This is a genomic window from Pseudomonas sp. R4-34-07 (assembly GCF_003852375.1).
GTDB lineage: Bacteria > Pseudomonadota > Gammaproteobacteria > Pseudomonadales > Pseudomonadaceae > Aquipseudomonas.
Genome location: NZ_CP027760.1, coordinates 3509071 through 3535712, shown reverse-complemented (window position 1 = coordinate 3535712; position 26642 = coordinate 3509071). Strand labels below are relative to the sequence as shown.

The window sequence follows — 26642 nt, the reverse complement described above, 5'->3', positions numbered from 1 at the left end:
TCATAGGCGAAAGCGTCCTCGCCCGCCGCTCACCGACAGGCATTTCGTGGGATTGGTGTTACATCAACGCCACCAGGCATGCTGCTGCGATTTGTCGCCGCAGTTCTTGGCGTTGTTGAAGGCTGATCAAGTCGAGCCTGTATAGGCGGTTGGACCATCTGTCGCATTCACGGAGGAAACGATTCCTGGATTTGCGGTTGGTCACTAGTGCGACAGCGATAATTGCTTGTGCGAACGCTCTCATGAGGATCTCCTTGTTAGATGAGCCTTGATGGTCGACGCGTTTAACTGTCGGTTTCCCGACTAATTGCAATTAAAATTACTCATGGCCTCGGCCCCTTGTAGATGACGACGTAGGCGAACCAGAGGGTGGCGATCATGGCTTAACCTCCGTTGCTTCGACCGCCTCAAGAATTTCGCCGACCTGTACGTTTCTAGAGCAGTGGTGGCAGATGCTGAGCACTTCGGCGATGTCAGCAGCCAATTCTTTGGCTTCTTCTTCGCTTTTACCTCAACCTTGACCACGATTGATGCGTCGATGGTCACAAGCGCTGTAAGTTTTCATGGGCGAGTTCGTACTTGCCGCTATAGCGGGTGACTTTGAAGTGGAGACCTCACAATATAAGGATTTACGAGTGAGTTTTTGCTAAAGTGACTTGTTGATTTTCACAAGGAAGAACCTATTGAATTGCTATCGGACGTACTGGGTTTGCCAAATAAATTGGTGGTGCAGCCGCAGTCTAGAGTGGTGGGCGGCGCATGCAACTGCCGCTTATATTGGTGGTGCCATTATGATAATGGGGGCGAAATTCGATGAATTAGTGACGCTGAAGTTGAATGAAATGGGCGATTTGTTGGCGGGTGTGTTTGGTCCGGTTGCTTTTCTGTGGTTGATATTAGGTTATTTACAACAGGGGCGTGAATTACGTATAAGTTCAGAAGCTCTCATTGTCCAAGCTTCTGAGCTAAAAAATTCAGTTGATCAACAAAGGCAGCTAGTTGGTATATCTACTGATCAACTGCAAATGATTAAAGATAACTCCTTAATGGAAAGCAGGCGCCTCGCATCCTCGATAGAACCGAAATTTGTGCTCTCAGGTCGTTTTCATAGCCAAAGCAATGCGCGGTTTGTCTTTGAGTTCACGCTGAATAATGGTGGGCATTCAATAACAAATTTAGAAGTTCGCCACAACAACGTAATTTTGTCCCATGTGCCAATACTTAACTCAGCTAAAGGTTTTCCATTTCAGGTTCCGTTTGACGGCAGGGCCGCAATATGTGGTGGGGAACTGAGGGTTTCCTATTTGAATGGATTAGAGGATTTTAGGGAGAAGATATTTCATTTCGGGGTAGTGGAGGGCGGGCAGCGACACAGTTGGAGTGTAATCATAAATCATAGACAAGGTGCGTTTGTTTAAGATTGATGGGGATTAATACTCTCTTTGATGTTGACGCGTTGAGGCGGCGGGCATGGGGACTCCTTGCCGGGCCATGCCTGGGCGGTGGAGTGGGGGCGAGAGGACTCGCTACAGTTTGGCGACCAACAAAAATGAGGTGAGCAAATGGCCTGTTTAATCTGTAATGAGGCGGCCGAGGACCTATCCGGCTTTGGAGGCGACTATCGATATCTTTGGGCTGGTTGCGGGCACTTTCGTATCTCTACTTCTCTGTTCGATGAAGTGAACGGCAGGGTATTTGATCTTGATAGAGCAAGGGCGGAGCTCGACCGCCAGCGAGAAAATCGGCGTTTGATGAAGAGCCTTCACGATCGGGTACCGCTTCTCACGTCACACAACAGGGATCTGCTTATTGAGCAAGCCGGGGGCTGATCCAGCGAAATGAGCATGTTGGCTCAGTAGGCCATTATTTTAGGAATTTGTATCAATATTGAAATATGTGGATGGGTTTGGGAGCACATTGTTTTCGTCTTCATCCAAGTCTCATTTGGGCATGGAGATGAGGCGGACGATCCGTCTATAGAGGGCTCAGAGGGATTATGCTAACATTTTAAGAGCTCAGCTCAGCAGTAGTGAAATCGCATGCTTATTTCTCAACGGTCTCTCGGAGCAAGAGCGCGGCCTCAAGTTTTATGTTGAAAAATACTCTATGTTGAAGACGTTGTATTCTCGCTCAATCGGTTCAAATAAATCTGTAAAAGTGCTCTATAACAATCTAGCGTATGCAGATTTCGAAGAAATGGATATGAAAGTGTTATTGATCTTATACGCGACAAATATGAAGAAAGAGATCGCGACAGGCAGACATCTCGAATGCTAACCGAGGGGGAATGATGATTGGCTGGCGGAAAATATCGATCTTCAGACCGCTACGTCAATGTGGATCAGGCATTGCTCCACCGTGACCGGTGGTGGCAATTTTGATTTGATTGGGGTATTACGAGTGACCGGCATGGGCCCGGATCAAGGAGGAATACGATGTTTATCAAAGAGTGCTGTGAAGAAGTAATGCACAACATTGATGGCAGGTACAATGCCAACGGTTTTTATAAAACGGGAGAGCGAAGCATGATCGGCAAAGATATTTCGTTCTACACGTGCGAGATATGTTCCTGCCAATGGCGCAGAACCCAGGAGACATTTTCTCCTTTTGAGTCCGTCTGGACGGAAGACCGCTAGCTTAGACTTTCTGGGTCATTGCAATTTATGAAGGTGGATCAGAATACTTCATGCTCAGCGCTGAAGTAATCCCAGGCTGCTTTATCGCGTTGGGCTATATACCATTTCAGCTCCGTGCTTTCCTCGGCGTCAGTAACTGAGCCGTCATACTGGGCGCCGGGGAAAGTGAACAGCCCTTTGTTACCACACCACGGGTATCCGCCGGTGAACTCGGTGAAGGTGACTCCAGGCTTGGCAGCCAACACCCGAACCCTGAACTCTTCGAATCTTACATTGCGTGCCGCGACCTCGGCTTCGTGTTCTGACTTGCAGTCCGCAGAGCAGTAGGCCACGCGACCGTCGAATACCAGGTCCAGTGTAATATCGGCTTCGATCTCTTCAATAGCTCGCATCACTGTCGCGCCTGGCGCCGCAATGGTTACAGCCGAACCACCAGCTGGCGTCGATGTAGGCCTTCTCCGGGATAGAGCGCTGGCCAGCATACTGGTCGGCCCAATGCGCGCGCCGGCAGGACACTACGCCGAGGTCTGTGCCAATCTCGACCGCACCCTGGCGTCGAGCTGCAGCGTTCGAGGTGGCGAACTGGACGTTGAATTCTTCGGGGTCATTCGTCTCTACGGAGTAGGCCAGCACCTTGCGCGATGCCGGATCGACTTTTGGCTTGCTCATGGATTATCTCCAGTCAGGCGCCGCCCTCCGGTTATCGGTGGTGGCAATTTGGTGAGGGTTGGGGTATTACGGGTGACCGGCGCATCGCCGAGCGAAAAGATGGACGTAAATCTTGAATGGATGATCTGGTTAAAGAAGTAATTCCGCTGCTGCAGTATCTGATCCCGGGATTTCTCACCGCTTGGATCTTCTATTCGCTGACAGCTTTCAGGCGTCCTGACACATTTGGTCAGATAGTCCAGGCTCTGATTTTTACATTTGTAATTCATGGGGCCGTGATATTGATCAAGGCAGGATTATTTTGGTTTGGAGAAAAGTGGTGGACTTTTGGAGACTGGGGCCTTAAAGCCGAGGCATCCTGGTCATTCATCGTGTCCGTCACGCTTGGGCTGCTCGCATGCTACTTCGCAAATAACGATAAGCTTCACGTTTGGTTGAGAGATAAGCACATCACTAAGCAGACGTCTTATCCTACTGAGTGGTTTAGTGCTTTCGCGAAACACAAGCGTTTCGTTGTACTTCACTTGATAGATGAGCGACGCCTGTACGGGTGGCCTTTAGAGTGGCCTTCGGAACCGAAGCATGGTCAATTTGTAATCCAGGCGCCATCCTGGCTCGACGACCAAGGTAAAGAATTTCCACTTGCCGCAGAATTATTGGTAGTAGATGCTTCAAATGTTCTTTGGGTTGAATTCACTCCTAAAACTTGGTGATACCTATGACAAGCAAAGCCCCAACACCAATGCCAGTGCACGTTGTAAGGCCTGGAACCGATCGCCAGCAAAATAATGCGAATCCTCCTAGCCCTACGAGCGTTCGTCCGCCAGCACCGGCAGCGCCGCCCGCACCTAACCGACGCTAGGCTAGGGCTCGATAATCTCATCGCCCGGGTCTTTCCGAATGGCGAGCAGGCTTTTATTGCGAAATTCCCGCACCACGTTTTGCGATATCTCGATTTCGTGGCGCGGCGGACTCAGTAACGGCTAGCACTTGGCGGAACCCATCGCATATCGCATGCAGGTGATGAATCATCAGCGTCATCGCCTCGCCCTGCTCAGTAATGCCAGACCATTCTATCAGGTCAGCCAGGGCCTGGCGGGTGCCGGGGCGAACCCTGCCTCAATTCCTCTTCGGCAAGTGCCAATCGCTTCCTGGCAGCCTTTGCCGAACGTTCCTGCACTGACGTGGCCATGGCCTACCTCTTCTATTCCGCTGGCCGGCAGTGCGAGCCAGGTTTGACGTTCCCGTTGCTGGGTGCGGGCTATGCGGCGCATGAGTAGACCTTCATCTGGTTCCAGGCGCCGACCGTTTCAAAGATCCGCGTGGCGTGCGCCTCGTCCAGCGATATCGCTTCCGGAATGGCGTTCCAATCCGGCCACCATCTGGCTTTGGTTTGCCTCGTCGCGGAGCTTTTTGTAGCAATGCTCGATCACGTCCTCCAGGTGGTCGGAGAGGTAGACGCCATCGGGCGCCACCTCCACCGACTTGCTGTAGCGGTCGCCGCGGGCGTCGATACACAGGGCGCTGAGGTAGATCGTCCACCGGTGAGGAATTCCGCAGACGGCCTGGCCGATCTTTCCCGGGGCGATGTTCTTCAGCGACTTGTAATTGACCATGCCCTGGCTGCCGCTCGGGTCGATGTACACCAACGCAACGTGATTGGTGGCGAGGAGGGCGCGGCACGAGCGTTCAATGCGGGCCTTGAGGTTGCGCGGTTTGCGCTTGCTCATAGCGAGTTCGCCATCAGCTGTAGGGCCTTGCGGTTCGCTGCCGTCAGGCCCTTGGGCTTACGCTTGAGGACCGTTTCAGGATCTATTTCTTCTGATCGCGGAGGCGGCCTTGGATTGTCGGAGGGCTCTTCAAGTGCTGTATTTTTGCCGCCGGCGGCCAGATGCTGGGCAATCTGCTCGGATACACGCTGCTGTGCCTGCTACTTTGCCTTCCCGGCGTAAGCGCAACATGCCCTTGGCCATCCTCACCCCATACTCGTTGATCAGCAGGTATTTGGATGAGTGGTGAGCGCGACTCGCAACGATGAACTTAGGAGGCACCATGCCCATCACCGAGCAACAACTTCAACGCATCATGCCCAACGCCCGCCGCCCGTCCAGAAACTGCCGTGTCATACTAACCAATAAGGTGGTTTTTAAATCCCTGCTCAATTAAGTACTTCCAGGCCGCTAGGACTTTTTCCGGTAATTCTTCTTCGATCTGAAATCCCTTTTTTGGATACAGCATAATACGCTGTATATCCCCCACCATTTCATCGATTAATCCGAGCACCCCCACCTGGTTGGAAGTTTGCTCAGGGAAACAATACCTCGGCGCATCAACCCAAGCGTCAAGGCCCGCCCACTGGATAGGTAAAGTCAACCTTACTCGGCGGATTGAGTTTGGCTTGGTAAGAAAAGTAGCGCTCTTTATTTGTGGAAACATTTCTTTGGTAAAGGCAATATTTTCAGCAAAGTTAGTGGCTCGTTTTTCCAAGCTGAATTGCTCATGTAAAACTCCGAGATCTAGCGCGCGCTGAGCAAAAATTTCGGCTTCAGTCTTATCCCATAAATGTCTAGTCCAGTTGCCGGTATTGCCTGTGAACAATAAATGTCCAGCTACTCCCTTGCGAAGCAATTCGCAAGCGTAATCGCAGACACGAAGATCGTACGATCCACAGACTACTAACAAATCACAGTTCTCATGCTGACGTCCTTCAGATAAGAACTCCCAAAGAATAGCGGCGTACTTTAGTGTTGATGTCATTAAGAAGGTAATCTCCTAGAGCTATGGTTGCCGAGAATCAAGAATTTTTCATTAAAAAGAGAGGTTGGTGTCAAACGTTCGATTGTTGGCAGTGTGTTAAAGTCGGTATACACAGCCTTAGCGCCGTAATTGCTTAGCGAAACGTCACTGCCGATACCGATACACCATGCGCCGCTGCTGACTGCTGACTGCACACCGCTTACAGAGTCTTCGAAGACAAGGCACTCATTTATGGGGGTGTTTAGTTTTCGAGCCGCTAGCTGATAACAATCAGGAGCGGGCTTTCCATTGCTGACATCCTCGCGTGAGACTCTACAGTCAAAGCTAGTTTCCAAGCCATGTTGTTCGAGCACGTAGGCGATACGAGCGGGCCAACTACTAGTCACCAAAGCCAACGGAACTGAGCATTCCCGCAATTGAGAAATTAGCTCTCTCACCCCAGGTACCAACAAACAGGCGGCTACCTCTTCAGCAGCATCTACTTGTTTTTTGATAATGCTGCGGGTGGGCTGATTGAAGTTAGGGAAGAGTGCGTGAAGCGTATACTCCCCTGGTCGGCCATGGATGTGTTCATGGATAAAATCTTGGCTGATTTCAACTCCGTATTCCCGTGCCACGCTCGTCCAGGCATGTTCAATAACTTGCCGTGACTGAATAAGAACGCCGTCCATATCAAAACAGACCGCTGTAAACGTGTGTGTCATCATGTTTAGAGTTCCGCATTTTTTGATGAGCGATTAAAGCTAGCAGCGCGCCGATTAAGGCTATAATGGCCATTACATAAAAAGAGCCATTGGGTATTATCTCGTAAAGATAGCCGGAAAAAGGCGTGGCCACCCCCATCGGTATTGCTACTGCGAAAGAATAATAGAATCCCTGCGTTAAAGTCTGTATGTCTTGCGGAGCGTGATCTCGGATAAAGCGCATAATCGCCGTGTGATAAGCAGCAAAACTCAGCGCGTGCATGCATTGCCCTATAATGATTAGTGATAGGGCATCGCTATTAGAGAAAAACGCCCAGCGAAGCGATGCACATAAACTGGACAGAACTACAATGGATAGCGGAGAGAAAAAGTTTAAAATTTTATTTGAGAACGCAAAGTATGTGATTTCAGCAATTACAGCGACTGACCAAAATAATCCAATTGTAGTTGATGAGTAGCCTTTGATTCCCCAATTTATTGAGGCTGTGGCAAAGTATAGTGTGTGGCTTAATTGAATTATACTGGCAGAGGCGATTGCAAGTAGCAGTATTTTGTTTTCGAATAGCCGTCTCCAATCTGGTTTTTTAACGATCTGAGTATTGCCAGAGATGTTTATATTTGGAATTCGATATCTCAACCATAAGCAACTTAGCGCTGTAAAAATCATGCTTGCGGCAACGATGACAGGCACCCAGGAAAGTCCATAAACAGTAAAAAAAATACCACCAAGTGTCGACGTTAGAATAAAGGCTGAAGAGCCAGCCGCTCTTACCCAGCCGTAATTTTGAATGGACTGTTTGTCTCGTTTGAGCAGATACGACTCGGACAGAGGCAGCACGACCATCCATAGTCCGCCAAACGAAATGCTCAGCGCGATAAAAGTGAATAGAGAGGGAGGTAGAAAATAAAACAGCAGAGTACTAATGGCTGCTGAAAAACTTAATAGCGCGGCCAAGTAAATTTGATCTACGCGCCAGTCCGCGACGTAAGTAATTAACACCCCTGTTACAATTTGAGGCCAATAAGCTGCCGCGATCAGCAAACCTATCTGACTGGCGCCAAATCCTAAAGTAGCTAGCCAAGTTGGCCAAAATGGATAAATAATGCCCTCGGCTGCAAAAAAACCAAAAAATATCATGTACATCGTGTCACCAAATAAAACAGTCGAACACCAATCTTGAAAAAAAGGGGCTTCAGGAAGCCCCTAAGCGCATCGGTTTTACTCAAAGCGCTGTAATGCGAAACTGTTCTTGTTTTTACGCCATATGATTAACGACTCGCTCATAACCACCAAATCGACCATGCCGTCTTTAAGGGCAGCCAAGGCATCTTGTGAAGAGCATACAATCGGCTCTTCATGACGATTGAAGGAAGTATTTATCAAAGCAGATTGCCCTGTTCGGGAGTGCCAGGCATTTAGAAGCTTGTGCATAAAACCATCCACTTCAGGACGAATTACCTGCGGTCTAGCAGTACCGTCAATATGCACGACAGCAGGGCTGGCCTCGATAAACTGCGGATGGCAATCATATGTCATCGTCATGGTATCAGCGGCAATATGCTCTTCGGACCAGTCAATATAGCACTCGGCGGCCTGCTCGACAGCTGTCACTGGGCCAAACGGCATAAACTCAGTTCGGTGCATCCGTTTGTTGAGCCAGTCGTTCACGTCAGCATCTTTGGCATGGTAAACGATACTCCTGTTGCATAACGACCTCGGGCCAAATTCCATTTTTCCTTTGAACATTCCTAGAACTTGGTTTTCCATTAAAGCATCTACGAGCGTTTCAATGATATTAGTCGGATTGTGATAACCCAATTCAGGGTAGTCACGATTTATCAGGTTTATGTTTTGTGAAACGCTCCGTGCCGCTGGGCCCAGCGTCATCGCCGGGTTTTTGAATCGTGTACCCTTTTCTAAGTAAGCAGCCCCCACTGCAGCAGCCAATGCCAGGCCGCCGTCTCCCATGCATGGCAGCACATAAACGTTACGCACGTCAGGGATTTCTCGTAACCGCTGGTTAAGCTTCACGTTGCCAAATACACCACCCGCCAAGCAAAGGTTACTACTCCCTATCTTTTCTAGATGGTAAGTTACGACTTTAACTAGCATGTCTTCGACATGGCGTTGAACGGCGGCTGCGATATCTTCCGGTTTTTCCTTGGCCAGTAAACGTTGTAATATATCGCTATAACCAGTATATGAAGGCAGGAAAAGATCTCCGCATTTGGCTCTAATTCGCCCGTCCTCAACATTAATCATTTGTTGCATTACGCCAAGCAATTTCTCAGGATCGCCGAATGCAGCTAAGCCTGTGATCTTGCCTTCATGACGATTAGGTTTGTAACCTAGCAGATGGGTGATGCGTCCGTAGAAGTACCCCAAGCTATCAACGCTTGTTTCACGCTGTAATACCGTGGTTTCGTTGGGTGTGTAATGTGTTAGCGTCAGTGATTGAAAATCACCTCGCCCATCACATGTTAAGGTTAAAGCTTCATCAAAGGGGGAGCATACATAAGCACCCAGAGCGTGACATTCATGGTGGTCTATGTAGTATGCGGACAGCGCATTATCTGCGATAAACTTATCGAACTCAGCTCTTTTTTCTTTGTCGTTGGTGATTTCGTCAGTAATACGTTTTCGAAAAAGAGGTAGCCCATTAGGGTTGTTCTTAACTTCATCTACAATGCGATCGAAATATAAAGGTAAGTGCTTTTCAGCTGTGAAGCCTGCGTTCCAGCCATAGGCCACATAGTCTACGTCCTCTAAACTTACACCCGCCTCACCTAGTACAAATGAAATAGATTGCGCAGGCCAGACTTTGTCATCTTTGATGCGGGTAAAACGTTCTTCACTCACCGCCGAGAGGATTCGGTCGTCGCGGACCAAGCAAGCACCTGATAAATCATTGTTAGTAATTCCTAAAACTATCATAACAACTCCATGTTTTGCAGTTCAGTGATTATCAGAGATCACTGCATCAGTACCGCCCATAATTCTGTCCTCAGAATATTCCCTGGCGTCCAGTGGGCCGTTTAATAGCTCCCAAGTGGGCGATCCTGCCCTCTGACACAAACAGCGTAGCAGTGGATTGTGACACCCACATGAAGATTTTTCGTAAAGAAAAATTTTTCATGGATTTTGCTTATAAGTATTTATTGTCCGAGAGCGCAGTTAAATTCTTGTAGCTGTACATACTGAATATGAGCTTTGCCAACGCGAGACGCTCGGACTCAATCCCGCCAAGCCCTGCTTGATGTGCCCAGCGTTTTCACCTATTAGGAAAAAGAGCACCACGTACGTTATTACCAACCTCATTCAAGTCTTGCTTTTCGCTGTGCAAAGCCATGAGGCGACCTACCTACCGCTTCGAAGGTAGTTGCCGTCGGGCACGACCTCCACCGCCTGTTTAGCGGCTCCATTGGTCTAAAGCCAGATCTGAGACTCGCCACCGCGACTATGCTGAATTCACCAGCAATCGAGATAGAGGCTCCCATGAGAGAGGCGCAGCGAAGACTGACCCTGACAGCATGGCGCGAGCTTTCCGCACTGGGCGGAAATCGAATGGATGCAGAAGTTAAATACTTCGAATTGCTGCGGCGGGCTGACGCCATGGAGCGAGCCGACCTCATCTCGAGTGATGAGTGGCGAAGCCTTGTCAAACACGCCGGAGCATTACTCTGCAGTACTGCGCAGTGTATGGGCGGACCGGGGTAGGCCTGAAAGACGCTAGTCTCCTGACGTGACGCCCCCATCGATATCGATATGAATGCCCAAATCCTGACGGCCGGGCGCAAGATGGGGTTTGAGTGTCAATGCCGGAATGTCATAGTCACCGGCATTCTGGCGACGAAATGGCAACGGCTGATCAGTGAATAGGTTGCCCAACCGAGCAGCATAGGCCGTGCATAGCTGTTCGAACCGCGCCGCGTCCATCTTGCTGGTTTTATAGATGGGGAAGGGCGGCACAACGGTGAACCCAGGATAGAAGAGCACCCCATGCTGGATAGGGAATAGCAGGTCATCCAGCGCACCGTTCACCCCTCGACCACTGTAGTGGGACTCCCAACCGCCCATGCTGACCACCAGCATCGCGCGCTTTCCAGTCATGCTGCCTTCGCCGTAGCGGTCGCCCCAGTGGCTTTCGCTGTGTTCGCCGACACCGTAGGCAAATCCGTAGGCGTAGACGCGTTCGACCCAGCCCTTGAGGATCGCCGGCATCGAGAACCACCATAGTGGAAATTGAAAGATCACGGCGTCCGCCCATCGCAGTTTGGCCTGCTCTTGCTCGATGTCTGCCGGTTGGGTGCCGGCGGCAAATACACGTTGCGATTCCATGGCCGGATTGAAGGGGGTTGCGTCGTCATAGCCGGGGGCGTCGTCCGTATCGATGGGCGCTTTCCAACGCATGGCGTATAGATCGGAGACCTTGACCTCATGGCCTGCGGCTTCCAGGTGGGCGATCGCGAAATCCCTGAGAGCGCCATTGAGCGAGCGAGGTTCAGGATGGGCGTAGATCAGTAGCAGCTTCATAGTGGGCTCCGAGTGGATGTATACCTCACCGTAGCGACCCACGCGGTATGATAGAAATGAATTTCCGAAACATATGGTATTTACATGCACAATACCTTGCGACGTCTGGATCTCAATTTGCTGGTCACGTTGGATGCGTTGTTGTCTGAGCAAAACGTGACACGGGCGGCGCGCTTGCTCAATCTCGCGCAACCGACCGTCAGCCTGCAATTGGGTCGGCTGCGAGAACTTCTCGACGATCCATTGTTGCTGCCCGGCCCCCGAGGAATGTCGCCTACCGAGCGTGCCCGTGAATTGCGCGGGCCGCTGCGTGACGCGTTGGTCGCGTTGGAAGGCGCGCTGAGTCCTGGCGGCACGTTTGAGCCCGCGCTGTCTGATCAGACGTGGAAGGTGGCGGCCAGTGATTACGCCGCGACGGCTTTGGTCTGGCCGTCACTGGCCCTGCTCAGGCGCCTGGCTCCGAATACCCGCTTGGCATTGCTGAACAAACATCCCGTCAGCCTCGCTAACGATCTGGAAAGCGGTCAGCTCGATCTGGCCTTGCACACGCGCGATGATGCGCCGCCAAAACTGCGCCAGCGGTCTCTGGTTCACGAACGCTATGTGCTGGCCGGGCGGCGCGGCCATCCTGCGTTGACAGCCAAGCTATCGCTCAAAGCGTTTTGCGGCCTTGAACACGCCGTTATGTCACCCAATGGCGGCGGGTTCGTTGGGAGTACCGACCAGGCGCTGGCGGCTAAAGGGCTGGAGCGACGCGTCGTATTGTCAGTGTCCAATTTCAACTCGCTCGTCTCGGCACTGGTGCACAGCGACCTGGTGGCGGTGGTGCCGGAAAGGCTGGTGCGGGATGAGCCGGCGCTGCACGTGCAGGCACCTCCACTGGCCATTCCGGGTTTTGAAATGCTCATGTTATGGCCCGAGCGGCTGCACCGCGATCCCGCCCATCGGTGGCTGCGCGATCTGATTGCCGCGACGTTGCAAGCGGCTCCCGACCCCGAGGTTTGATGGGGTCGTTACTCGACCGTGCAGATCCAGCGGTGATTATGCCGATAGGGCGCGCGGGTGAAGTGCACATCTGAAACCAGATTCAGGCCGCGCTTTTTCAGCGCTTCGGTCAGTTCTACGAGTGTCTCTGCCTGGATAGTCATTGCGGTTACCTCGTCAGATTTACTGCGTTCATAATTCTTGACCGAGGGGGCAACTCGCTAATTCAAATTTTCTACACGCTTAATAGTTGAAGGCCGGGCCTGTAGTCCGATGCTTATCTGGCCCCCAGGGCTGCACTTTTTTCCATTCTCCTGATCTACCTCTGTCCCAGCCACCCATATCCTGCGGGTGGCCAACAGCCACAGACCCGGTACCGATGCATCGAACGCTAACTGTTTTTATCACCCGATGGCCGCGGTGGCTGGTTGCGATACTGGCGCTGTGTGCCGTCGGTTGCAGCCAGCAACAGGGGCGCGACATTGCCAGGCAGTTCAGCGATGGCAAGCCCGATGAGTTTTTTCAAACCAGCGTTGATCGCATGGCCACCCTGGGCATGCGCGACAACCTGCAAAGCCTTTATCTGCTGATGAGCAAGCTTTACCTGCGCAACCCCAGCCAGTGGCGCCAGTCCGGTTATCCGGATGCGGTAACTGCTGCGCGCACTATTCGCCAGGCTATCGAAAAGCGTCAGCCATTGCCTGCGCTGGGGGAACGTCGTGATCTGGCGGCCTTGAGTTACTCCCTGAGCCCGGAGTTTCGGGGTGATCGGGTGGGGGCGTTCATCTACGCGATCGGCAGCATGCTGGTGACCGCACACGGTGGGCGCACGCAATTTTATGTGACCGACTCGATCAATCCGCAGTTTGTCAGCAACGCCGCACGGAATATCGAGAAAGCCACCTGGTTGCTCGGCCAGCGCCAGGACGCCAATGGCGTGTTGCTGCTGTTTTCCAATGAAATATCGGAGGAGGGCAGCAACCTCAGTTTCGCCGTCGAATTCGGCAAGATCGTCGCGCGCTTGGATCTGCTGACCCAGATACTTGATGAGCGCTACCGACGCATCGGCCTCAATTATGCGCAAAGTCTGTTGCTGATGAATTTCCTGCCTGTGCAGTGACAGGGCCAATGGGTGCGGTGTTTCCCTTTCCTCTGTAGGAAACTGCCTTTCATGCCCTGGACCGCTTGAACCACGCCCCGGTCAGCCCTAGCCTCGGACTTTTCTTAAACATGAGTGCCTACCTTGGGTAAGCGAAAAACGGTTTGGCCTACTGATCGCGAAATCCGCCTGCGATTTATCCTGTTTGCTGTGATCGACGCCGCAAGCGCTCAAGGAGTCGCTTCGGAAGTGTTGTTACCCGCGCACAAACTGCTGCGCGGCTCGCCTACGGAGGTGCAGCTGCGCGACACGCTTGCCGAGATCCTGGCCACCGATGAAATGTATGGTTTCAGATTCCCCATCGGCTCGGATGCTGACGACTTGATGCAGACGCTGGAGTTGCCGGGCAATCAGGAGCGCACGTGACCTGACGGGTGTGGGCGTCTTCCCATGACTGTTCGCGTGCCGGCGCTGCCGTCCACGCCCCCGTATTCCAAGGACCTGCCCATGCTGTTGCGACACCCTGCGCTACTGTTCGCCGCCCTGACCCTCAGTTCCCAGGTACAGGCCGAAGACCTGCAATTGGCGCCGGTCGAAGTCACTGCCTCTGAAGTCAGCGCCGGCGATATCGCCCAGGCGCAGCTCAAAAGCGTGCCCGGTGGCACTAATTTCATTGACATGGACAGCGTGCAACAGGGCCGGGTGAGCTCCAACGAGGATGTCTTCAAGTACCAGGCCGGGGTATACGCCAAGGCGGCGAACAATGAAGGGGTCAAGCTGTCCATTCGCGGTTCGGGCTTGAACCGCAGCCCCGGTGCCCATGCGTCCGGGCTGTACGAAATGTTCGACGGCCTGCCGCTCACCGGTCCCGGCGGCACGCCCTATGAGCTCAAGGACCCGCTTTGGCAAAGCCGGGTAGAAGTGCTGCGCGGCGCCAATGGCTTCGATCGGGGCGCGTTGGCCCTGGGCGGCGCGGTCAACTATGTCAGCCGCACCGGTCTTGATGCGCCCAAACTGCAACTGCGCTATGAGGCGGGCAGCCATGGTTACGCCCAGCGCGAGATCAGTTCCGGCCAGGTGCTCGGGGATGCCGATTACTACATCAGCCTCACCGATTCTGCGTCCGACGGTTATCAGCACCAGAGCGCCGGCACCGGCAAGGGCGTCGCGGCCAACTTTGGCTATCGCTTCAACCCGGACCTGGAAACGCGCTTCTATTTTCGCTACCGCGAAACCACCAACGACACACCGGGCAAGCTCACCCGTTACCAAATCAGCCATGACCCGCGTGCCGCCAACAGCCTCAACGCCGCCCGCGATTCCAAGCGCTTGCAACCGGGTTCCACCTGGATTGCGAACAAGACCACCTTGCAATTGGATGACGCTTCGCGCGTCGAAGTCGGGCTGGCTTATCACGACTACCCGATGGACCTGCGCGAAGGCACCAACCGCCTGAAAGTCGCCTACACCGACATCAGCGGCACCCTCAATTACATTCGCCAGGACAGCCTGTTCGGCCACGACAGCAAAACCACGCTCGGCCTGCGCACCACCCAGGCGATGCCGAACAACGGCGCCTCGGAGTACGTGCGCACCCCGGCGGGCAATACGGCCGGCTACGCTCCGGGCACCAAGACCCGTGACTACACCTACCTGGGTTCCGACACCGTGCTGCATATCGGCAACGAACTGGAGCTGGTGCCTGACCTATGGCTGACCAGCGGCCTGGCCGCGATCTATACCCGCCGCGAAACCCAGGTCACCTATCCAGACGGCCAGGCCCCGACCAGCCAGCACGATTGGGACTACGCGCCACGCATTGGCCTGCGCTATGACTTCACCCCGCAATTGCAGGTGTACACCAACCTGAGCCGCTCGGTGGAGCCGCCGCACGCCTGGTCTATGATCTGGGGTTCCAACAAATACTTTGGTACCGGCAGTGGCGCGGCCACCGGCTTGCAGCGCGAAGGCGTGAAGTTGCGCAATCAGACGGCGACGACACTGGAAGTCGGTGGCCGCGGTAAGGCGTGGCTCGGCCAGTGGGACCTGGCGCTCTACCGCTCGGAAGTTCGCCACGAGCTGTTGACCGTGGAAACCCAGGCCCAGACCGCAACCAGCAATGCCATCGTCGCCGAAGCCAACGCCAGCCCCACCGTGCATCAGGGCGTGGAACTGAGCCTGCTCAGCCCGCTGTGGGAGGGCGGTCGCAACGGCCAGCTTGCGCTGCGCCAAGCCTACACCTTCAGTGATTTCCACTACCGCGATGACGAGCGTTTCGGTGACAACACCTTGCCGGGCATTCCCAAGCACTATTACCAGGCGCAGTTGCGCTACAGCCATCCGAGCGGTTTCTACACCAGCCTCAACACCGAGCACGCCTCGCGGGTGGCGGTGGACTACGCCAACTCTTACTACGCCGCCGCCTACACCACCCTGGGCGCCACGTTTGGCTTTGACGCGCCCAAGCAGGATTGGCAGGCCTGGGTCGATCTGCGCAACCTGACCAACCGGCGTTATGCCAACACCGTTACCCCGGGCTATGACGACAAAGGCCTGGATGTCGCGCGCTCCACACCGGCCGATGGCCGGGGCCTCTATACCGGCGTGTCGTGGCGTTGGCGCTGAAGCGGCATCTGGCTGACTGACGCGCCCGTTCAGCCTTCGCTCTGGCGCAGGCGCTTATACAGGGTATTGCGGCTCACCCCGAGTTCGCGGGCGAGGTGCGATATGTTGCCGCCTGCCGCCTTCAAGCGTTGCGTCAGGTCAATGCTGTCATCCAGTCGCTCGCTGGCGGGCTGCGGTATCGGCCCCTGCAAATCCACAAAAAAGTCATCGGGCAGATGCTCCGGGCGGATCGGCTGTTCCTCAGCCATCGCCAATGCCACCTGCAACACACTGCTGACCTGGCGCAGATTGCCCGGCCATGGATGCTGTTCGAACAGCTTCAGTACCTCGGCGCTCAGGCCGGCCCACTGCGTGGGGTCGCGGTGTCGCTGCCACAGTTGCTGGAACAACGCCTGCTTGTCGCTGCGCTCGCGCAACGGCGGCAGTTCCAGGGTCAGGCCACCAATGCGGTAATACAAATCCTCCCGAAAACGCCCGGCATGCACCAGCTCCCGTAGCGCGCGGTTGGTCGCCGAGATGATGCGCAAGTCCACCGGGAACACCTCACTGCTGCCCACCGGTTGCACGCAGCGCTCCTGCAGTACCCGCAACAGTCGCGCCTGGGTAGGAAGAGGCATATCGCCGATCTCATCGAGAAACAGCGTGCCCTTGTCGGCCTTGCGGATCAGGCCGATGCTGCCCTTTTGATTGGCGCCGGTGAACGCGCCTTTTTCATAGCCGAACAGTTCCGATTCCACTAGCTCAGCCGGAATCGCCGCACAGTTCACCGCGATCAATGCCTGGCGGCTACGGGAACTGGCCTGGTGCAAGGCTTTGACGAAGACCTCTTTGCCCACCCCTGTCTCGCCGTGGATCAACAACGGAATGTCCTTCTCCAGCAGGCGCTCGGCCTGGCGCACGGCTTTCTCCACGCGTGCGTCGCCAAAATGCAGGGTGGTGAGGCTCACGGCGCTCGGCTTCGCAGGCGCCGGTTCATTGAACATCCGCGCCTGTACCGGCGTCTGCCTGGGGCGCTTGAGCAGGCATTGGAAGCGATTGCGTCCCGCTGCTTGCAGGGAAAACGCCAGCCCCTCCGGCTGATTCAACAACTCCAGCAGCGACACCTTGAACAAGCTGTCGATCATCACCCTCGACAAGCTGATCCCCAGCAGGTTGTCCGCGCGCCGGTTGGCCGACAGCACCTGGCCGCTTTCATCAAAAATCAGCAGGCCTGCCCACTGGCTGTCGAGGTTGCTCAGGCCGGTGTTGAACGTCAGCTGGAAATGCTCGCCGCGAAACAGGTTGAGGATCAGCCGGTTTTCCACGGTCTGGCTCATCATCTTGACCATGCCCAGGGTGTGGGAGGGTGGCAGGTAGCTGTCGCTGGAGACATCCAGCACCGCGATGATTTCGCGTTGTGCGTCGAAAATCGGCGCCGCCGAACCGGTCATGAAGCGGTTGGCCTTCAGGAAGTGCTCGTCGTGCTCGATATGCACCGCCTGGGCACAGGCCAACGCGGTGCCGATGGCGTTGGTGCCGCTGGCGCGTTCCATCCAGCTGGCGCCCGCGCTGAAACCACGGGCCAGCCCGGGCTCGATAAAGCGCTGGGTACCCCACGACGTCAGGACCTGGCCCTGGTTGTCGGCCAGCATGATCAGGCAGTTGGAATTGCTCAGGATGTTCTCGTAGTAGGGCAGCACTTCCTGATGGGTGGTCTGCACCAATGAATGCTGACTCTCCAACAACTGCCGAATACCCTCGGCGGGCAGTTGGTCGAAGCTGGGGACGCTCTGGTGATCCAGGCCGAACGCGCGGCAACGGCGCCAGGAGTCCTGGATGATGGTGTCGTGAGTCAGTGGTTCGGCCATGTATTGACCTTCATTTTTATTGTTATTGAGTGTGCACAATCTAACGGATGTAACCAGACCCATGTGGGAGGGGGCTTGCTCCCGATAGCGGTGTGTCAGTCAGCATTTCTTTTACTGATATACCGCTATCGGGAGCAAGCCCCCTCCCACAGTCTGATCAGTGTTGTTCAGAACTGTTCATTGTCAACCCCCTCAGTGTTCATTTGTTCAGCCAGGGTGTTCATTCCTGAACATCCAGATTGACCCATTTCCTTATGCATCAACCACCTGCCATTTCTGGCACGAAACTCGCTCTGATAACTGGCCAGATTCATTCCAATAATAAAAAGGTCGTGTCATGTCATTGACCCTGGAACATGTCTCCCGCGTTGTCGAAGGTCAAACCTGGATCGACGACGCCAACCTGCGCTTCGAGGCGGGCTCCTTCAATGTGTTGCTCGGCCGCACCCTGTCCGGCAAGACCAGTTTGATGCGTCTGATGGCTGGCCTGGACAAGCCCGACAGCGGTCGCATCCTGATGAACGGTGTGGATGTCACGCAAAAGCCGGTGCGCCTGCGCAACGTGTCGATGGTGTATCAGCAGTTCATCAACTATCCGACCATGACCGTGTTCGAGAACATCGCCTCGCCTTTGCGCCAGGCCGGTGTGTCCAACGAGCTGATCCAGAGCAAGGTGCTGGAAACGGCGCGGATGCTGCGCATCGAGAAATTCCTGCAGCGCCACCCGCTGGAACTGTCCGGTGGCCAGCAGCAGCGTACGGCCATGGCCCGGGCGTTGGTGAAGGACGCCGAGCTGATCCTGTTCGATGAACCGTTGGTCAACCTGGATTACAAGTTGCGCGAAGAGTTGCGCCAGGAAATGCGCGAACTGTTCAAGGCGCGCCACACCATCGCCATCTACGCCACCACCGAGCCGAACGAAGCCCTGGCGCTGGGCGGTACCACCACCATCCTGCATGAAGGCCGGGTGATCCAGAGCGGCAAGGCCGCCGAGGTCTATCACCAGCCACAAAGTGTATTAGCGGCCGAGTTGTTTTCCGAGCCACCGATCAACCTGATGCCGGGGCGCATCAGTGGCAACGAAGTGAGTTTCGCCAACTTCGTGCATTTCCCGCTCAATGTCGACCTGCGCCCCATCGGCGAAGGTGAGTTCCGCTTTGGCGTGCGCCCCAGCCATATCAGCCTGGTGCCGAGCAACGACGATGACCTGGAACTGGCGGTGACCGTGGAAGTCGCCGAGATCAGCGGTTCGGAAACCTTCCTGCATGTGCGCAGCGAACACTTCCTGCTGGTGTTGCACCTGCCGGGGGTGCACGAGTACGACGTCGATGCGCCGATCCGCGTGTACATCCCCACCCATAAACTGTTTGTGTTCGATGGCCAGGGACGTTTGGTCCAGGCCCCCGGGCGCCGTGTCGCGAGGGTTGCCTGATGGCCGAGATCCATTTGCAGAACCTGGCGCACAGCTACAGCGCGACCCCGAGCGGTCCTGAGGATTACGCCATCCGGGAAATGAACCATGTGTGGGAGCAGGGCGGAGCCTACGCCTTGCTCGGGCCGTCGGGCTGCGGCAAGTCGACCTTGCTCAACATCATTTCCGGCCTGCTCAGCCCGTCCGAGGGCCAGGTGTTGTTCGATACCCAAGTGGTCAACGACCTCACCCCGGAAAAGCGCAATATCGCCCAGGTGTTTCAGTTTCCGGTGGTGTACGACACCATGACAGTGTTCGATAACCTGGCGTTTCCCTTGCGCAACCAAGGCATGGCCGAGGCGAAAATTCACAGCAAGGTGCAGGAAATTGCCGAGGTTCTCGACCTGCAAAACCTGTTGAGCAAAAAAGCCCGCAACCTCACCGCCGACGAAAAACAGAAAGTCTCCATGGGCCGTGGCCTGGTGCGCGACGACGTGTCGGCGATCCTGTTCGATGAACCGCTGACGGTGATCGACCCGCACCTGAAGTGGAAACTGCGGCGCAAGCTCAAGCAGATTCACGAGCAGTTCAACATCACCATGGTCTACGTCACCCACGACCAGCTCGAGGCATCCACCTTCGCCGATAAAATCGCCGTGATGTACGGCGGGCAGATCGTGCAGTTCGGCACGCCGCGCGAGTTGTTCGAGCGGCCGAGCCACACCTTTGTCGGTTATTTCATCGGCAGCCCTGGGATGAATCTGATCGAGGTGCAGGCCGAGGCGGGTGGCGTGCGGTTTGCCGACACGTCGTTGCCGTTGTCCGAGGCATTGCAGCAACGCCTCGCTGCCACCGATTACAAAAAGCTTCAGGTGGGCATTCGCCCGGAATTCATCCATGTGTGGGACGAGCATAGCCCTGACGCCTTGCAGGCCGAAGTCACACATCTGGAAGACCTCGGCACCTACAAAATCATGACCCTCAACCTCGACGGTGCCACCCTCAAAGTGCGCCTGGCTGAAGACAAACCGGTGCCCGAAGGCCGCGCCTGCATCAGCTTCCCCGCGCAATGGCTGATGCTCTACGCCGACGATTACCTGCTGGAGGAACTGCCATGAACAAGGTGCAGAACAACAAGGCCTGGTGGCTGGTATTGCCGGTGTTCCTGCTGGTGGCGTTCAGTGCCGTGATTCCGATGATGACCGTGGTCAACTACTCGGTGCAGGATATTTTCGACCAGTCCAGCCGCTACTTCGTCGGTGCCGACTGGTACAAACAGGTGCTGCTCGACCCGCGCCTGCATGACTCGCTGCTGCGCCAGTTCATCTATTCAGCCTGTGTGCTGCTGATTGAAATCCCGCTGGGCATCGCCATCGCCCTGACCATGCCGACCAAGGGGCGCTGGTCGTCGCTGGTGTTGATCGTGCTGGCGATTCCCTTGCTGATTCCGTGGAACGTCGTCGGCACCATCTGGCAGATTTTCGGTCGCGCCGATATCGGCCTGCTCGGTTACAGCCTCAACGCCCTGGGTATCAGCTATAACTATGCGGCGAACACCATGGATGCCTGGGTCACCGTGCTGGTGATGGACGTGTGGCACTGGACTTCCCTGGTGGCGTTGCTGTGCTATTCGGGGCTGCGGGCGATCCCGGACGTGTACTACCAGGCTGCGCGCATCGATCGGGCGTCGGCCTGGGCGGTTTTCCGACACATCCAGTTGCCCAAGATGAAAAGCGTGCTGTTGATCGCGGTGATGCTGCGCTTCATGGACAGTTTCATGATCTACACCGAGCCGTTCGTACTGACCGGTGGCGGGCCGGGCAATGCCACCACCTTTCTGAGTCAGACCTTGACCCAGATGGCCGTAGGCCAATTCGATCTCGGCCCGGCGGCGGCGTTTTCGCTGGTGTACTTCCTGATCATCCTGTTGGTGTCCTGGCTGTTCTACACCGCCATGACCCACTCCGACGCCAACCGCTGAGGCCGCCAACATGAGCAAGCGCAAGCTAATACCGCTTTTGATCTACATCCTGTTCCTGCTGGTGCCGATCTACTGGCTGCTGAACATGTCGTTCAAGAGCAACACCGAAATCCTCGGCGGACTGACCCTGTTTCCGCAGGATTTCACCCTGGCCAACTACAAGGTGATCTTCACCGACCCCAGCTGGTACACCGGCTACCTCAACTCGCTGTACTACGTGAGCTTGAACACGGTGATTTCCCTGAGCGTGGCATTGCCGGCGGCCTACGCGTTTTCGCGCTACCGTTTCCTGGGCGACAAGCACCTGTTCTTCTGGCTGCTGACCAACCGCATGGCACCGCCGGCAGTGTTTCTGCTGCCGTTTTTCCAGCTGTATTCGTCCATCGGCCTGTTTGACACGCATATCGCGGTTGCGCTCGCGCATTGTTTGTTCAACGTGCCGCTGGCGGTGTGGATCCTGGAAGGTTTCATGTCCGGGGTGCCCAAGGAAATCGACGAAACCGCCTACATCGATGGCTACTCGTTCCCCAAGTTCTTCGTGAAGATTTTCATCCCGTTGATTGGCTCCGGTATCGGCGTCACCGCGTTTTTCTGCTTCATGTTTTCCTGGGTCGAACTGTTGCTGGCGCGCACCTTGACCTCAGTCAATGCCAAGCCTATCGCGGCGGTGATGACCCGCACGGTGTCGGCCTCGGGTATCGACTGGGGCGTGCTGGCGGCGGCGGGGGTGTTGACCATCCTGCCGGGCATGCTGGTGATCTGGTTTGTTCGTAACCACGTGGCCAAGGGCTTTGCCCTGGGCCGGGTCTAGAGGAATCGATGATGGAATGGATGGCCTGGACCACCCCGACTGCACTGTTCTTTGGCGGCATCGCGCTGATTCTGGCGGGCATGACCACCTGGGAGTTGCGCGCGCCGAGTATCCCTCGGCGTGGTTTTCTGCCGATCAGCACCACCCGTGGTGATCGCTTGTTTATCGGTCTTCTCGGCAGCGCCTACCTGCATTTGCTGGTAATCGGCGCCACCGGCTGGAGCATCTGGGTGGCGACTGCGCTGTCCCTGGTGTGGCTGTTGAGTGTGATGCGCTGGGGCTAGGTGTGCACACCCTGTAGGAGCGAGCTTGCTCGCGAAAATCGTCAACGATAACGCGGTGTTCCTGGTAGCCCGCGGTGTCTTTGAGTTTTTCGCGACCAAGCTCGCTCCTACAAGAGAGGGGTGTCTGCGAGTCCCGTCTGAAAATAACCAGGAGGTCTCTATGTTGAATAAAAACAATAAGCTGCGACATAGCATTTCATTGGCCGCCGTACTGGCCCTCAGTGGTTTGAGCGCTACGGCCTGGGCCGATGCGTATGAAGATGCCGCGAAAAAATGGATCGGCAGCGAGTTCAAGCCGTCCACCCTCACGGCCGAACAGCAATTGGAGGAATTGAAGTGGTTTATCAAGGCCTCGGAGCCGTTCCGTGGGATGAAGATCAACGTGGTGTCGGAAACCCTCACCACCCACGAGTATGAATCCAAGGTTCTGGCCAAGGCCTTCAGCGAAATCACCGGGATCAAGCTGACCCACGACCTGCTGCAAGAAGGCGACGTGGTGGAAAAGCTGCAAACCCAGATGCAGTCCGACAAGAATATCTACGACGGCTGGGTCAACGACTCGGACCTGATCGGTACGCACTTTCGCTACGGCAAGACCGAGTCCATCACTGACCTGATGGCCAACGAAGGTAAGGATTTCACCTCGCCAACCCTGGACCTCAAGGACTTTATCGGCCTGTCCTTCACCACTGCCCCGGACGGCAAGATTTACCAGCTGCCCGACCAGCAGTTCGCCAACCTTTATTGGTTCCGCGCCGACTGGTTCGAGCGTCCGGAGCTGAAAGCCAAGTTCAAGGAAAAGTACGGCTATGACCTCGGCGTGCCGGTGAACTGGTCGGCCTATGAAGACATCGCCAAATTCTTCAGCGAAGACGTCAAGGAAATCGACGGCAAGCGCATTTACGGGCACATGGACTACGGCAAGAAAGACCCATCCCTGGGCTGGCGCTTCACCGATGCCTGGTTCTCCATGGCCGGCGGCGGCGACAAGGGCTTGCCCAACGGCTTGCCGGTGGACGAGTGGGGCATTCGCGTGGAGGACTGCCACCCGGTGGGCTCCAGCGTCACTCGCGGCGGTGATACCAACGGCCCGGCCGCTGTTTTTGCCACGCAGAAATACGTGGACTGGATGAAAGCCTACGCGCCACCGGAAGCGGCGGGCATGACCTTCTCCGAATCCGGCCCGGTGCCATCCCAGGGCAACATCGCCCAACAAATCTTCTGGTACACCGCGTTTACCGCCGACATGGTCAAGCCGGGCCTGCCGGTGGTGAATGCCGACGGTACGCCTAAATGGCGCATGGCGCCGTCACCGGTCGGACCTTATTGGGAAAAGGGCATGAAAAAGGGCTATCAGGACGTAGGTTCCTGGACCTTCCTCAAGTCGACGCCCGAGAAGCAAAAACTCGCGGCCTGGCTCTACGCGCAGTTCGTGACCTCGAAAACCGTGTCGTTGAAGAAAACCATCGTTGGCCTGACGCCAATTCGTGAGTCCGATATCAACTCCCAGGCCATGACCGACATGGCCCCCAAACTCGGCGGCCTGGTGGAGTTCTACCGCAGCCCGGCCCGCACCGAGTGGTCGCCGACCGGCACCAACGTGCCGGACTACCCACGCCTGGCGCAACTGTGGTGGAGCAACATCGCGGCCGCCGCCAGCGGCGAGAAAACCCCGCAACAGGCCCTGGACAACCTGGCCAAGGAACAGGACGCAATCATGACGCGCCTGGAGCGCTCCAAAGTGCAACCGGTGTGCGGCCCGAAAATGAACCCCGAGCGTGACGCGCAATACTGGTTCGACCAGCCAGGCGCACCGAAGCCGAAACTGGCGAACGAGAAGCCTAAAGGCGAGACCGTGAACTACAACGACCTGCTCAAGCAGTGGGAGGCGGCGCGTAAATAATAGGGCTACGACAACCCTGGATGCGCTGAGTACCAGTGTGGGAGGGGGCTTGCCCTAATGCCAGTCAGTTAAGGCGACACCGAACCTGTGGCGAGGGAGCTTGCTCCCGCTGGACTGCGCAGCAATCCCATTGTTTGGGGCCGCTTCGCGCCCCAGCGGGAGCAAGCTCCCTCGCCACAAGTTAGTTCTCGCTCCTGCTACTTCTTAACTGACCGGCATTAGGGCTTGCCCCCTCCCACATCACTTGGGACAGAACGGAACCGTGTGTGCCATTTTTCATCTTGCGGGTATGCTCGCCTGCATTTCATCTGGTGGTTCAAGACAGCTTCCCGGGTTGCGGCTAAACTGCTGAGCATTCATCCAGGAGGTGACCTGATGGCAGTTCCACTTTCCCCAATTGTTTCGGAGTTTGAAACCGAAGAGCAGGCGAGTAGCCATGATCTCTGGTTTCGTAAAAAAGTCGAAAAAAGCCTGAACAATCCTGGCCCCGGTGTGCCCCATGATGAAGTCATGGCGAGGGTTGAAGCGATCATTCAGGAAGCGGAGCGTCAACAGAGGGCGAAAGCCTGATGTTGTCCGTTGTTTGGCTTGATGAAGCCATCAGCGACCTGATTGAAATCGTGACTTTTATCGCAGCATAAAATCCTGGTGCTGCACGACGCCTCAAGATTCGCCTTGAAGGTGCGCCTTTACCACTGACAGAACATCCTTACTTGTATCCAAATGGTCGTGTGCCGGGGACTCGCGAGGTCGTCGTTCACCCGAATTATGTGTTGGTGTATCGAGTGACCGCAGAGCGGATCGAGATCGTCAACGTATTGCACGCCCGGCAGGAATACCCGTGACGCTCTCCGGAGAAATCGCGACCGCTTATCCCCCCTTTTACAACCTCATTTGAATTTTCTGCACATTCCGATGCTCTGCATTCCATAAGCGTGTGGTTTGAAGCGCTTTTGCGGGGCCGCCTTGCAGGGTGGCCCGTTGTAACGGACTTTGCGGAAACTGCCACCATGACACTCCTCACTGCGCTGTCGGGCCAACCGGCCTCTCTCACCGACTCGGCCCCTGGCCGGCATCAACGGGTGTATCAACAGCTGTATGGCGAAGCTCCAGGCGCGGCGGCATTGGCGCGTGACTACCTGCAGGATCAACTGGCGCACGTGGAAAGCACCGCCTGCGACCTGCCCGAAGTGCCCGAGCAGTTGCTGGCCTGGGTCGAACAGCGTTGCGCCGCCGTGGCCCAGGCCTATGCCGAGTATCTGGAGCAACGCCAGCAGGGCCGGCCGCGTCGCTATTTCCAGAACAAGGCGCACGCGTTGTATGTGCTGCAGCGCGTGGCCCCGACCAAACAGGTCGACGGCGCCTGGCTCTACGGCCTGCTGCGCTATTGGCAGGACCAGCGTTTCGACGGCCTGCTGACCACCTACCTCGAAGAGTTGGGCGACGGCGAAGCGGCGCAGAACCACGTGGTGATCTATCGCAAGCTGCTCAGTGAGCACGATGCCGACAGCGAGGCCGGGCTTGAGGATGGCCACTATCTGCAAGGCGCCCTGCAACTGGCCCTGGGCCTGTGCGCCGACGAGTTCCTGCCGGAAGTCATCGGTTACAACCTGGGTTACGAACAGTTGCCACTGCACCTGCTGATTACGTCATACGAACTCAGTGAGCTGGGCATCGACCCCTATTACTTCACCCTCCACGTGACCATCGACAACGCCAGCAGCGGCCACGCCAGCAAAGCCGCGCAATCGGTGTTGAACCTGCTGCCGCTGGGCGAGGGCAGGGAGGCGTTCTACCGTCGCGTCGCGGCCGGGTATCGCCTCAACGACCTTGGCCCAGGCACCACGGCGGTCATCGCAGATTTCGATCTGCAGGACGAAGTGGTGGCCATGCTTGAACGCAAGCGCACCTTTGGCCAGCACATGCATTCGGACTACTGCCGCTTCGAAGGCAAAACCGTCAACCAATGGCTGGCCAAGCCCGGCCAGATCGGGGATTTTCTCCGGGCGATGGAAGACAAGGGCTGGATCAAACGCAACCAGGACCCCGCCGAGAGCCGCTTCTGGCAGTTGATCGAGGGGGCGGGAGCGGCGATGTTCGGCGTGTTCAGCGGTTATGAAAAACAGGTGCTGCATGACTGGATCGCCGGTGACTGGATCAGCAGCCAGCGCGTGCCGTCGGTTCGTCCGGGCCGTGGCAGCCGTTTCTCCCGCGAGCAGCATCGCCCTGCGGATCCTGACACCCAGGCCCTGGTGGATTCGTTATGGAACTTGCCCGATGACCAGCAGCTCACCGCGCTGATCCCGTGGATGTCAGCGCGACGCCACTGCAGTCCCGCAGGGTTGTACGCCACCCGCCGCTTTATCCAACTGCGCGCACGCCTGCGCTAAGGAAACT

23 protein-coding genes and 4 pseudogenes are annotated in these 26642 nt (G+C 55.9%); 16 read left to right on the top strand and 11 right to left on the bottom strand.

The window, feature by feature from the left end; translation table 11 throughout:
* Positions 1-683: 683 nt before the first annotated feature.
* Together C4J85_RS27575 and C4J85_RS28050 are read left to right on the top strand one after the other, a co-directional pair.
* On the top strand, positions 684-1418 hold the full coding sequence (locus C4J85_RS27575) for a hypothetical protein (RefSeq protein WP_177413567.1): 735 nt from the start codon (positions 684-686) through the stop codon (positions 1416-1418).
* A 580-nt stretch (positions 1419-1998) separates the two neighbouring features.
* Positions 1999-2277, top strand: a pseudogene (locus C4J85_RS28050) (putative phage abortive infection protein); the annotation flags it as partial.
* Positions 2278-2674: 397 nt separating this feature from the next.
* Here C4J85_RS28050 and C4J85_RS27750 read toward each other — a convergent pair.
* Both C4J85_RS27750 and C4J85_RS27745 read right to left on the bottom strand, forming a co-directional pair.
* A complete protein-coding gene (locus C4J85_RS27750) occupies positions 2675-3028 on the bottom strand; it encodes a hypothetical protein (protein ID WP_256657785.1) in 354 nt (117 codons plus the stop codon).
* Positions 3015-3305, bottom strand: coding sequence for a hypothetical protein (locus tag C4J85_RS27745; RefSeq protein ID WP_256657784.1), 291 nt, complete (start codon positions 3303-3305; stop codon positions 3015-3017). The genes C4J85_RS27750 and C4J85_RS27745 overlap by 14 nt, the downstream gene beginning before the upstream one ends.
* A 116-nt stretch (positions 3306-3421) precedes the next feature.
* Here C4J85_RS27745 and C4J85_RS16205 point away from each other — a divergent pair, with 116 nt between their 5' ends.
* A complete protein-coding gene (locus C4J85_RS16205; protein WP_124410209.1) occupies positions 3422-4018 on the top strand; it encodes a DUF6338 family protein in 597 nt (198 codons plus the stop codon).
* A 150-nt stretch (positions 4019-4168) separates the two neighbouring features.
* Here the strand turns inward: C4J85_RS16205 and C4J85_RS27740 are convergent.
* The 7 genes and pseudogenes from C4J85_RS27740 to C4J85_RS16160 form a co-directional block, all read right to left on the bottom strand.
* Positions 4169-4497, bottom strand: a pseudogene (locus C4J85_RS27740) (hypothetical protein).
* Between the two features lie 69 nt (positions 4498-4566).
* Positions 4567-5035: pseudogene (locus C4J85_RS16195) on the bottom strand (hypothetical protein).
* 397 nt (positions 5036-5432) lie between these two features.
* Complete coding sequence (locus C4J85_RS16185; RefSeq protein ID WP_124367376.1) at positions 5433-6062, bottom strand: YdcF family protein; 630 nt, start codon at positions 6060-6062, stop codon at positions 5433-5435.
* A complete protein-coding gene (locus C4J85_RS16180) occupies positions 6062-6769 on the bottom strand; it encodes an HAD family phosphatase (RefSeq protein ID WP_256657783.1) in 708 nt (235 codons plus the stop codon). The genes C4J85_RS16185 and C4J85_RS16180 overlap by 1 nt, the downstream gene beginning before the upstream one ends.
* Positions 6735-7910 (bottom strand): MFS transporter, encoded by a 1176-nt coding sequence (locus C4J85_RS16175; protein ID WP_124410208.1) that lies wholly within the window; start codon positions 7908-7910, stop codon positions 6735-6737. Before C4J85_RS16175 ends, C4J85_RS16180 begins: the two co-directional genes overlap by 35 nt.
* Before the next feature lie 75 nt (positions 7911-7985).
* The gene (locus C4J85_RS16170; protein WP_124410207.1) at positions 7986-9701 is read right to left on the bottom strand and encodes a carbamoyltransferase N-terminal domain-containing protein; all 1716 of its coding nucleotides are present in this window, start codon (positions 9699-9701) and stop codon (positions 7986-7988) included.
* Between the two features lie 795 nt (positions 9702-10496).
* The gene (locus C4J85_RS16160) at positions 10497-11300 is read right to left on the bottom strand and encodes an NAD(P)H-dependent oxidoreductase (protein WP_124367372.1); all 804 of its coding nucleotides are present in this window, start codon (positions 11298-11300) and stop codon (positions 10497-10499) included.
* Positions 11301-11384: 84 nt separating this feature from the next.
* Between C4J85_RS16160 and C4J85_RS16155 the strand changes: the two genes are divergently transcribed.
* Positions 11385-12305, top strand: a complete 921-nt coding sequence (locus C4J85_RS16155) for a LysR family transcriptional regulator (RefSeq protein ID WP_124410206.1) — start codon at positions 11385-11387, stop codon at positions 12303-12305.
* 8 nt (positions 12306-12313) lie between these two features.
* Here C4J85_RS16155 and C4J85_RS27730 read toward each other — a convergent pair whose 3' ends face one another.
* A complete protein-coding gene (locus tag C4J85_RS27730) occupies positions 12314-12448 on the bottom strand; it encodes a hypothetical protein (protein WP_256657416.1) in 135 nt (44 codons plus the stop codon).
* A 215-nt stretch (positions 12449-12663) separates the two neighbouring features.
* Here C4J85_RS27730 and C4J85_RS16150 point away from each other — a divergent pair, with 215 nt between their 5' ends.
* The 3 genes from C4J85_RS16150 to C4J85_RS16140 all read left to right on the top strand — a co-directional run bounded on the left by C4J85_RS16150 (position 12664) and on the right by C4J85_RS16140 (position 16008).
* Entirely contained in the window at positions 12664-13404 is a 741-nt protein-coding gene (locus C4J85_RS16150; protein ID WP_124410205.1) for a hypothetical protein, read from the top strand.
* A 123-nt stretch (positions 13405-13527) separates the two neighbouring features.
* A complete protein-coding gene (locus C4J85_RS16145; RefSeq protein WP_124407530.1) occupies positions 13528-13809 on the top strand; it encodes a hypothetical protein in 282 nt (93 codons plus the stop codon).
* Between the two features lie 81 nt (positions 13810-13890).
* On the top strand, positions 13891-16008 hold the full coding sequence (locus C4J85_RS16140) for a TonB-dependent receptor domain-containing protein (RefSeq protein WP_124411200.1): 2118 nt from the start codon (positions 13891-13893) through the stop codon (positions 16006-16008).
* Between the two features lie 29 nt (positions 16009-16037).
* On the opposite strand, the gene C4J85_RS16135 is transcribed toward C4J85_RS16140, so the two are convergent.
* On the bottom strand, positions 16038-17855 hold the full coding sequence (locus C4J85_RS16135) for a sigma-54-dependent Fis family transcriptional regulator (RefSeq protein WP_124410204.1): 1818 nt from the start codon (positions 17853-17855) through the stop codon (positions 16038-16040).
* A gap of 337 nt (positions 17856-18192) precedes the next feature.
* Here C4J85_RS16135 and C4J85_RS16130 point away from each other — a divergent pair, with 337 nt between their 5' ends.
* From C4J85_RS16130 to C4J85_RS16090, 9 genes and pseudogenes are all read left to right on the top strand, one after another.
* Positions 18193-19287, top strand: coding sequence for an ABC transporter ATP-binding protein (locus tag C4J85_RS16130; protein WP_124363240.1), 1095 nt, complete (start codon positions 18193-18195; stop codon positions 19285-19287).
* The gene (locus tag C4J85_RS16125) at positions 19287-20384 is read left to right on the top strand and encodes an ABC transporter ATP-binding protein (protein ID WP_124410203.1); all 1098 of its coding nucleotides are present in this window, start codon (positions 19287-19289) and stop codon (positions 20382-20384) included. The genes C4J85_RS16130 and C4J85_RS16125 overlap by 1 nt, the downstream gene beginning before the upstream one ends.
* A complete protein-coding gene (locus C4J85_RS16120) occupies positions 20381-21247 on the top strand; it encodes a carbohydrate ABC transporter permease (RefSeq protein WP_017527241.1) in 867 nt (288 codons plus the stop codon). The genes C4J85_RS16125 and C4J85_RS16120 overlap by 4 nt, the downstream gene beginning before the upstream one ends.
* A 10-nt stretch (positions 21248-21257) precedes the next feature.
* Positions 21258-22058, top strand: a complete 801-nt coding sequence (locus tag C4J85_RS16115) for a carbohydrate ABC transporter permease (RefSeq protein ID WP_003232361.1) — start codon at positions 21258-21260, stop codon at positions 22056-22058.
* Between the two features lie 11 nt (positions 22059-22069).
* Complete coding sequence (locus tag C4J85_RS16110; RefSeq protein ID WP_124363237.1) at positions 22070-22342, top strand: DUF2160 domain-containing protein; 273 nt, start codon at positions 22070-22072, stop codon at positions 22340-22342.
* Between the two features lie 160 nt (positions 22343-22502).
* Positions 22503-24245, top strand: coding sequence for an ABC transporter substrate-binding protein (locus tag C4J85_RS16105; protein WP_124363236.1), 1743 nt, complete (start codon positions 22503-22505; stop codon positions 24243-24245).
* 375 nt (positions 24246-24620) lie between these two features.
* Positions 24621-24815: a stability determinant gene (locus tag C4J85_RS16100; RefSeq protein ID WP_124407527.1), complete on the top strand. Its 195-nt coding sequence runs from the start codon at positions 24621-24623 to the stop codon at positions 24813-24815.
* Positions 24815-25090, top strand: a pseudogene (locus C4J85_RS16095) (type II toxin-antitoxin system RelE/ParE family toxin). Before C4J85_RS16100 ends, C4J85_RS16095 begins: the two are co-directional and overlap by 1 nt.
* Positions 25091-25255: 165 nt before the next feature.
* Positions 25256-26635, top strand: coding sequence for an iron-containing redox enzyme family protein (locus C4J85_RS16090; RefSeq protein WP_124410202.1), 1380 nt, complete (start codon positions 25256-25258; stop codon positions 26633-26635).
* The last annotated feature ends 7 nt before the right edge of the window (positions 26636-26642 follow it).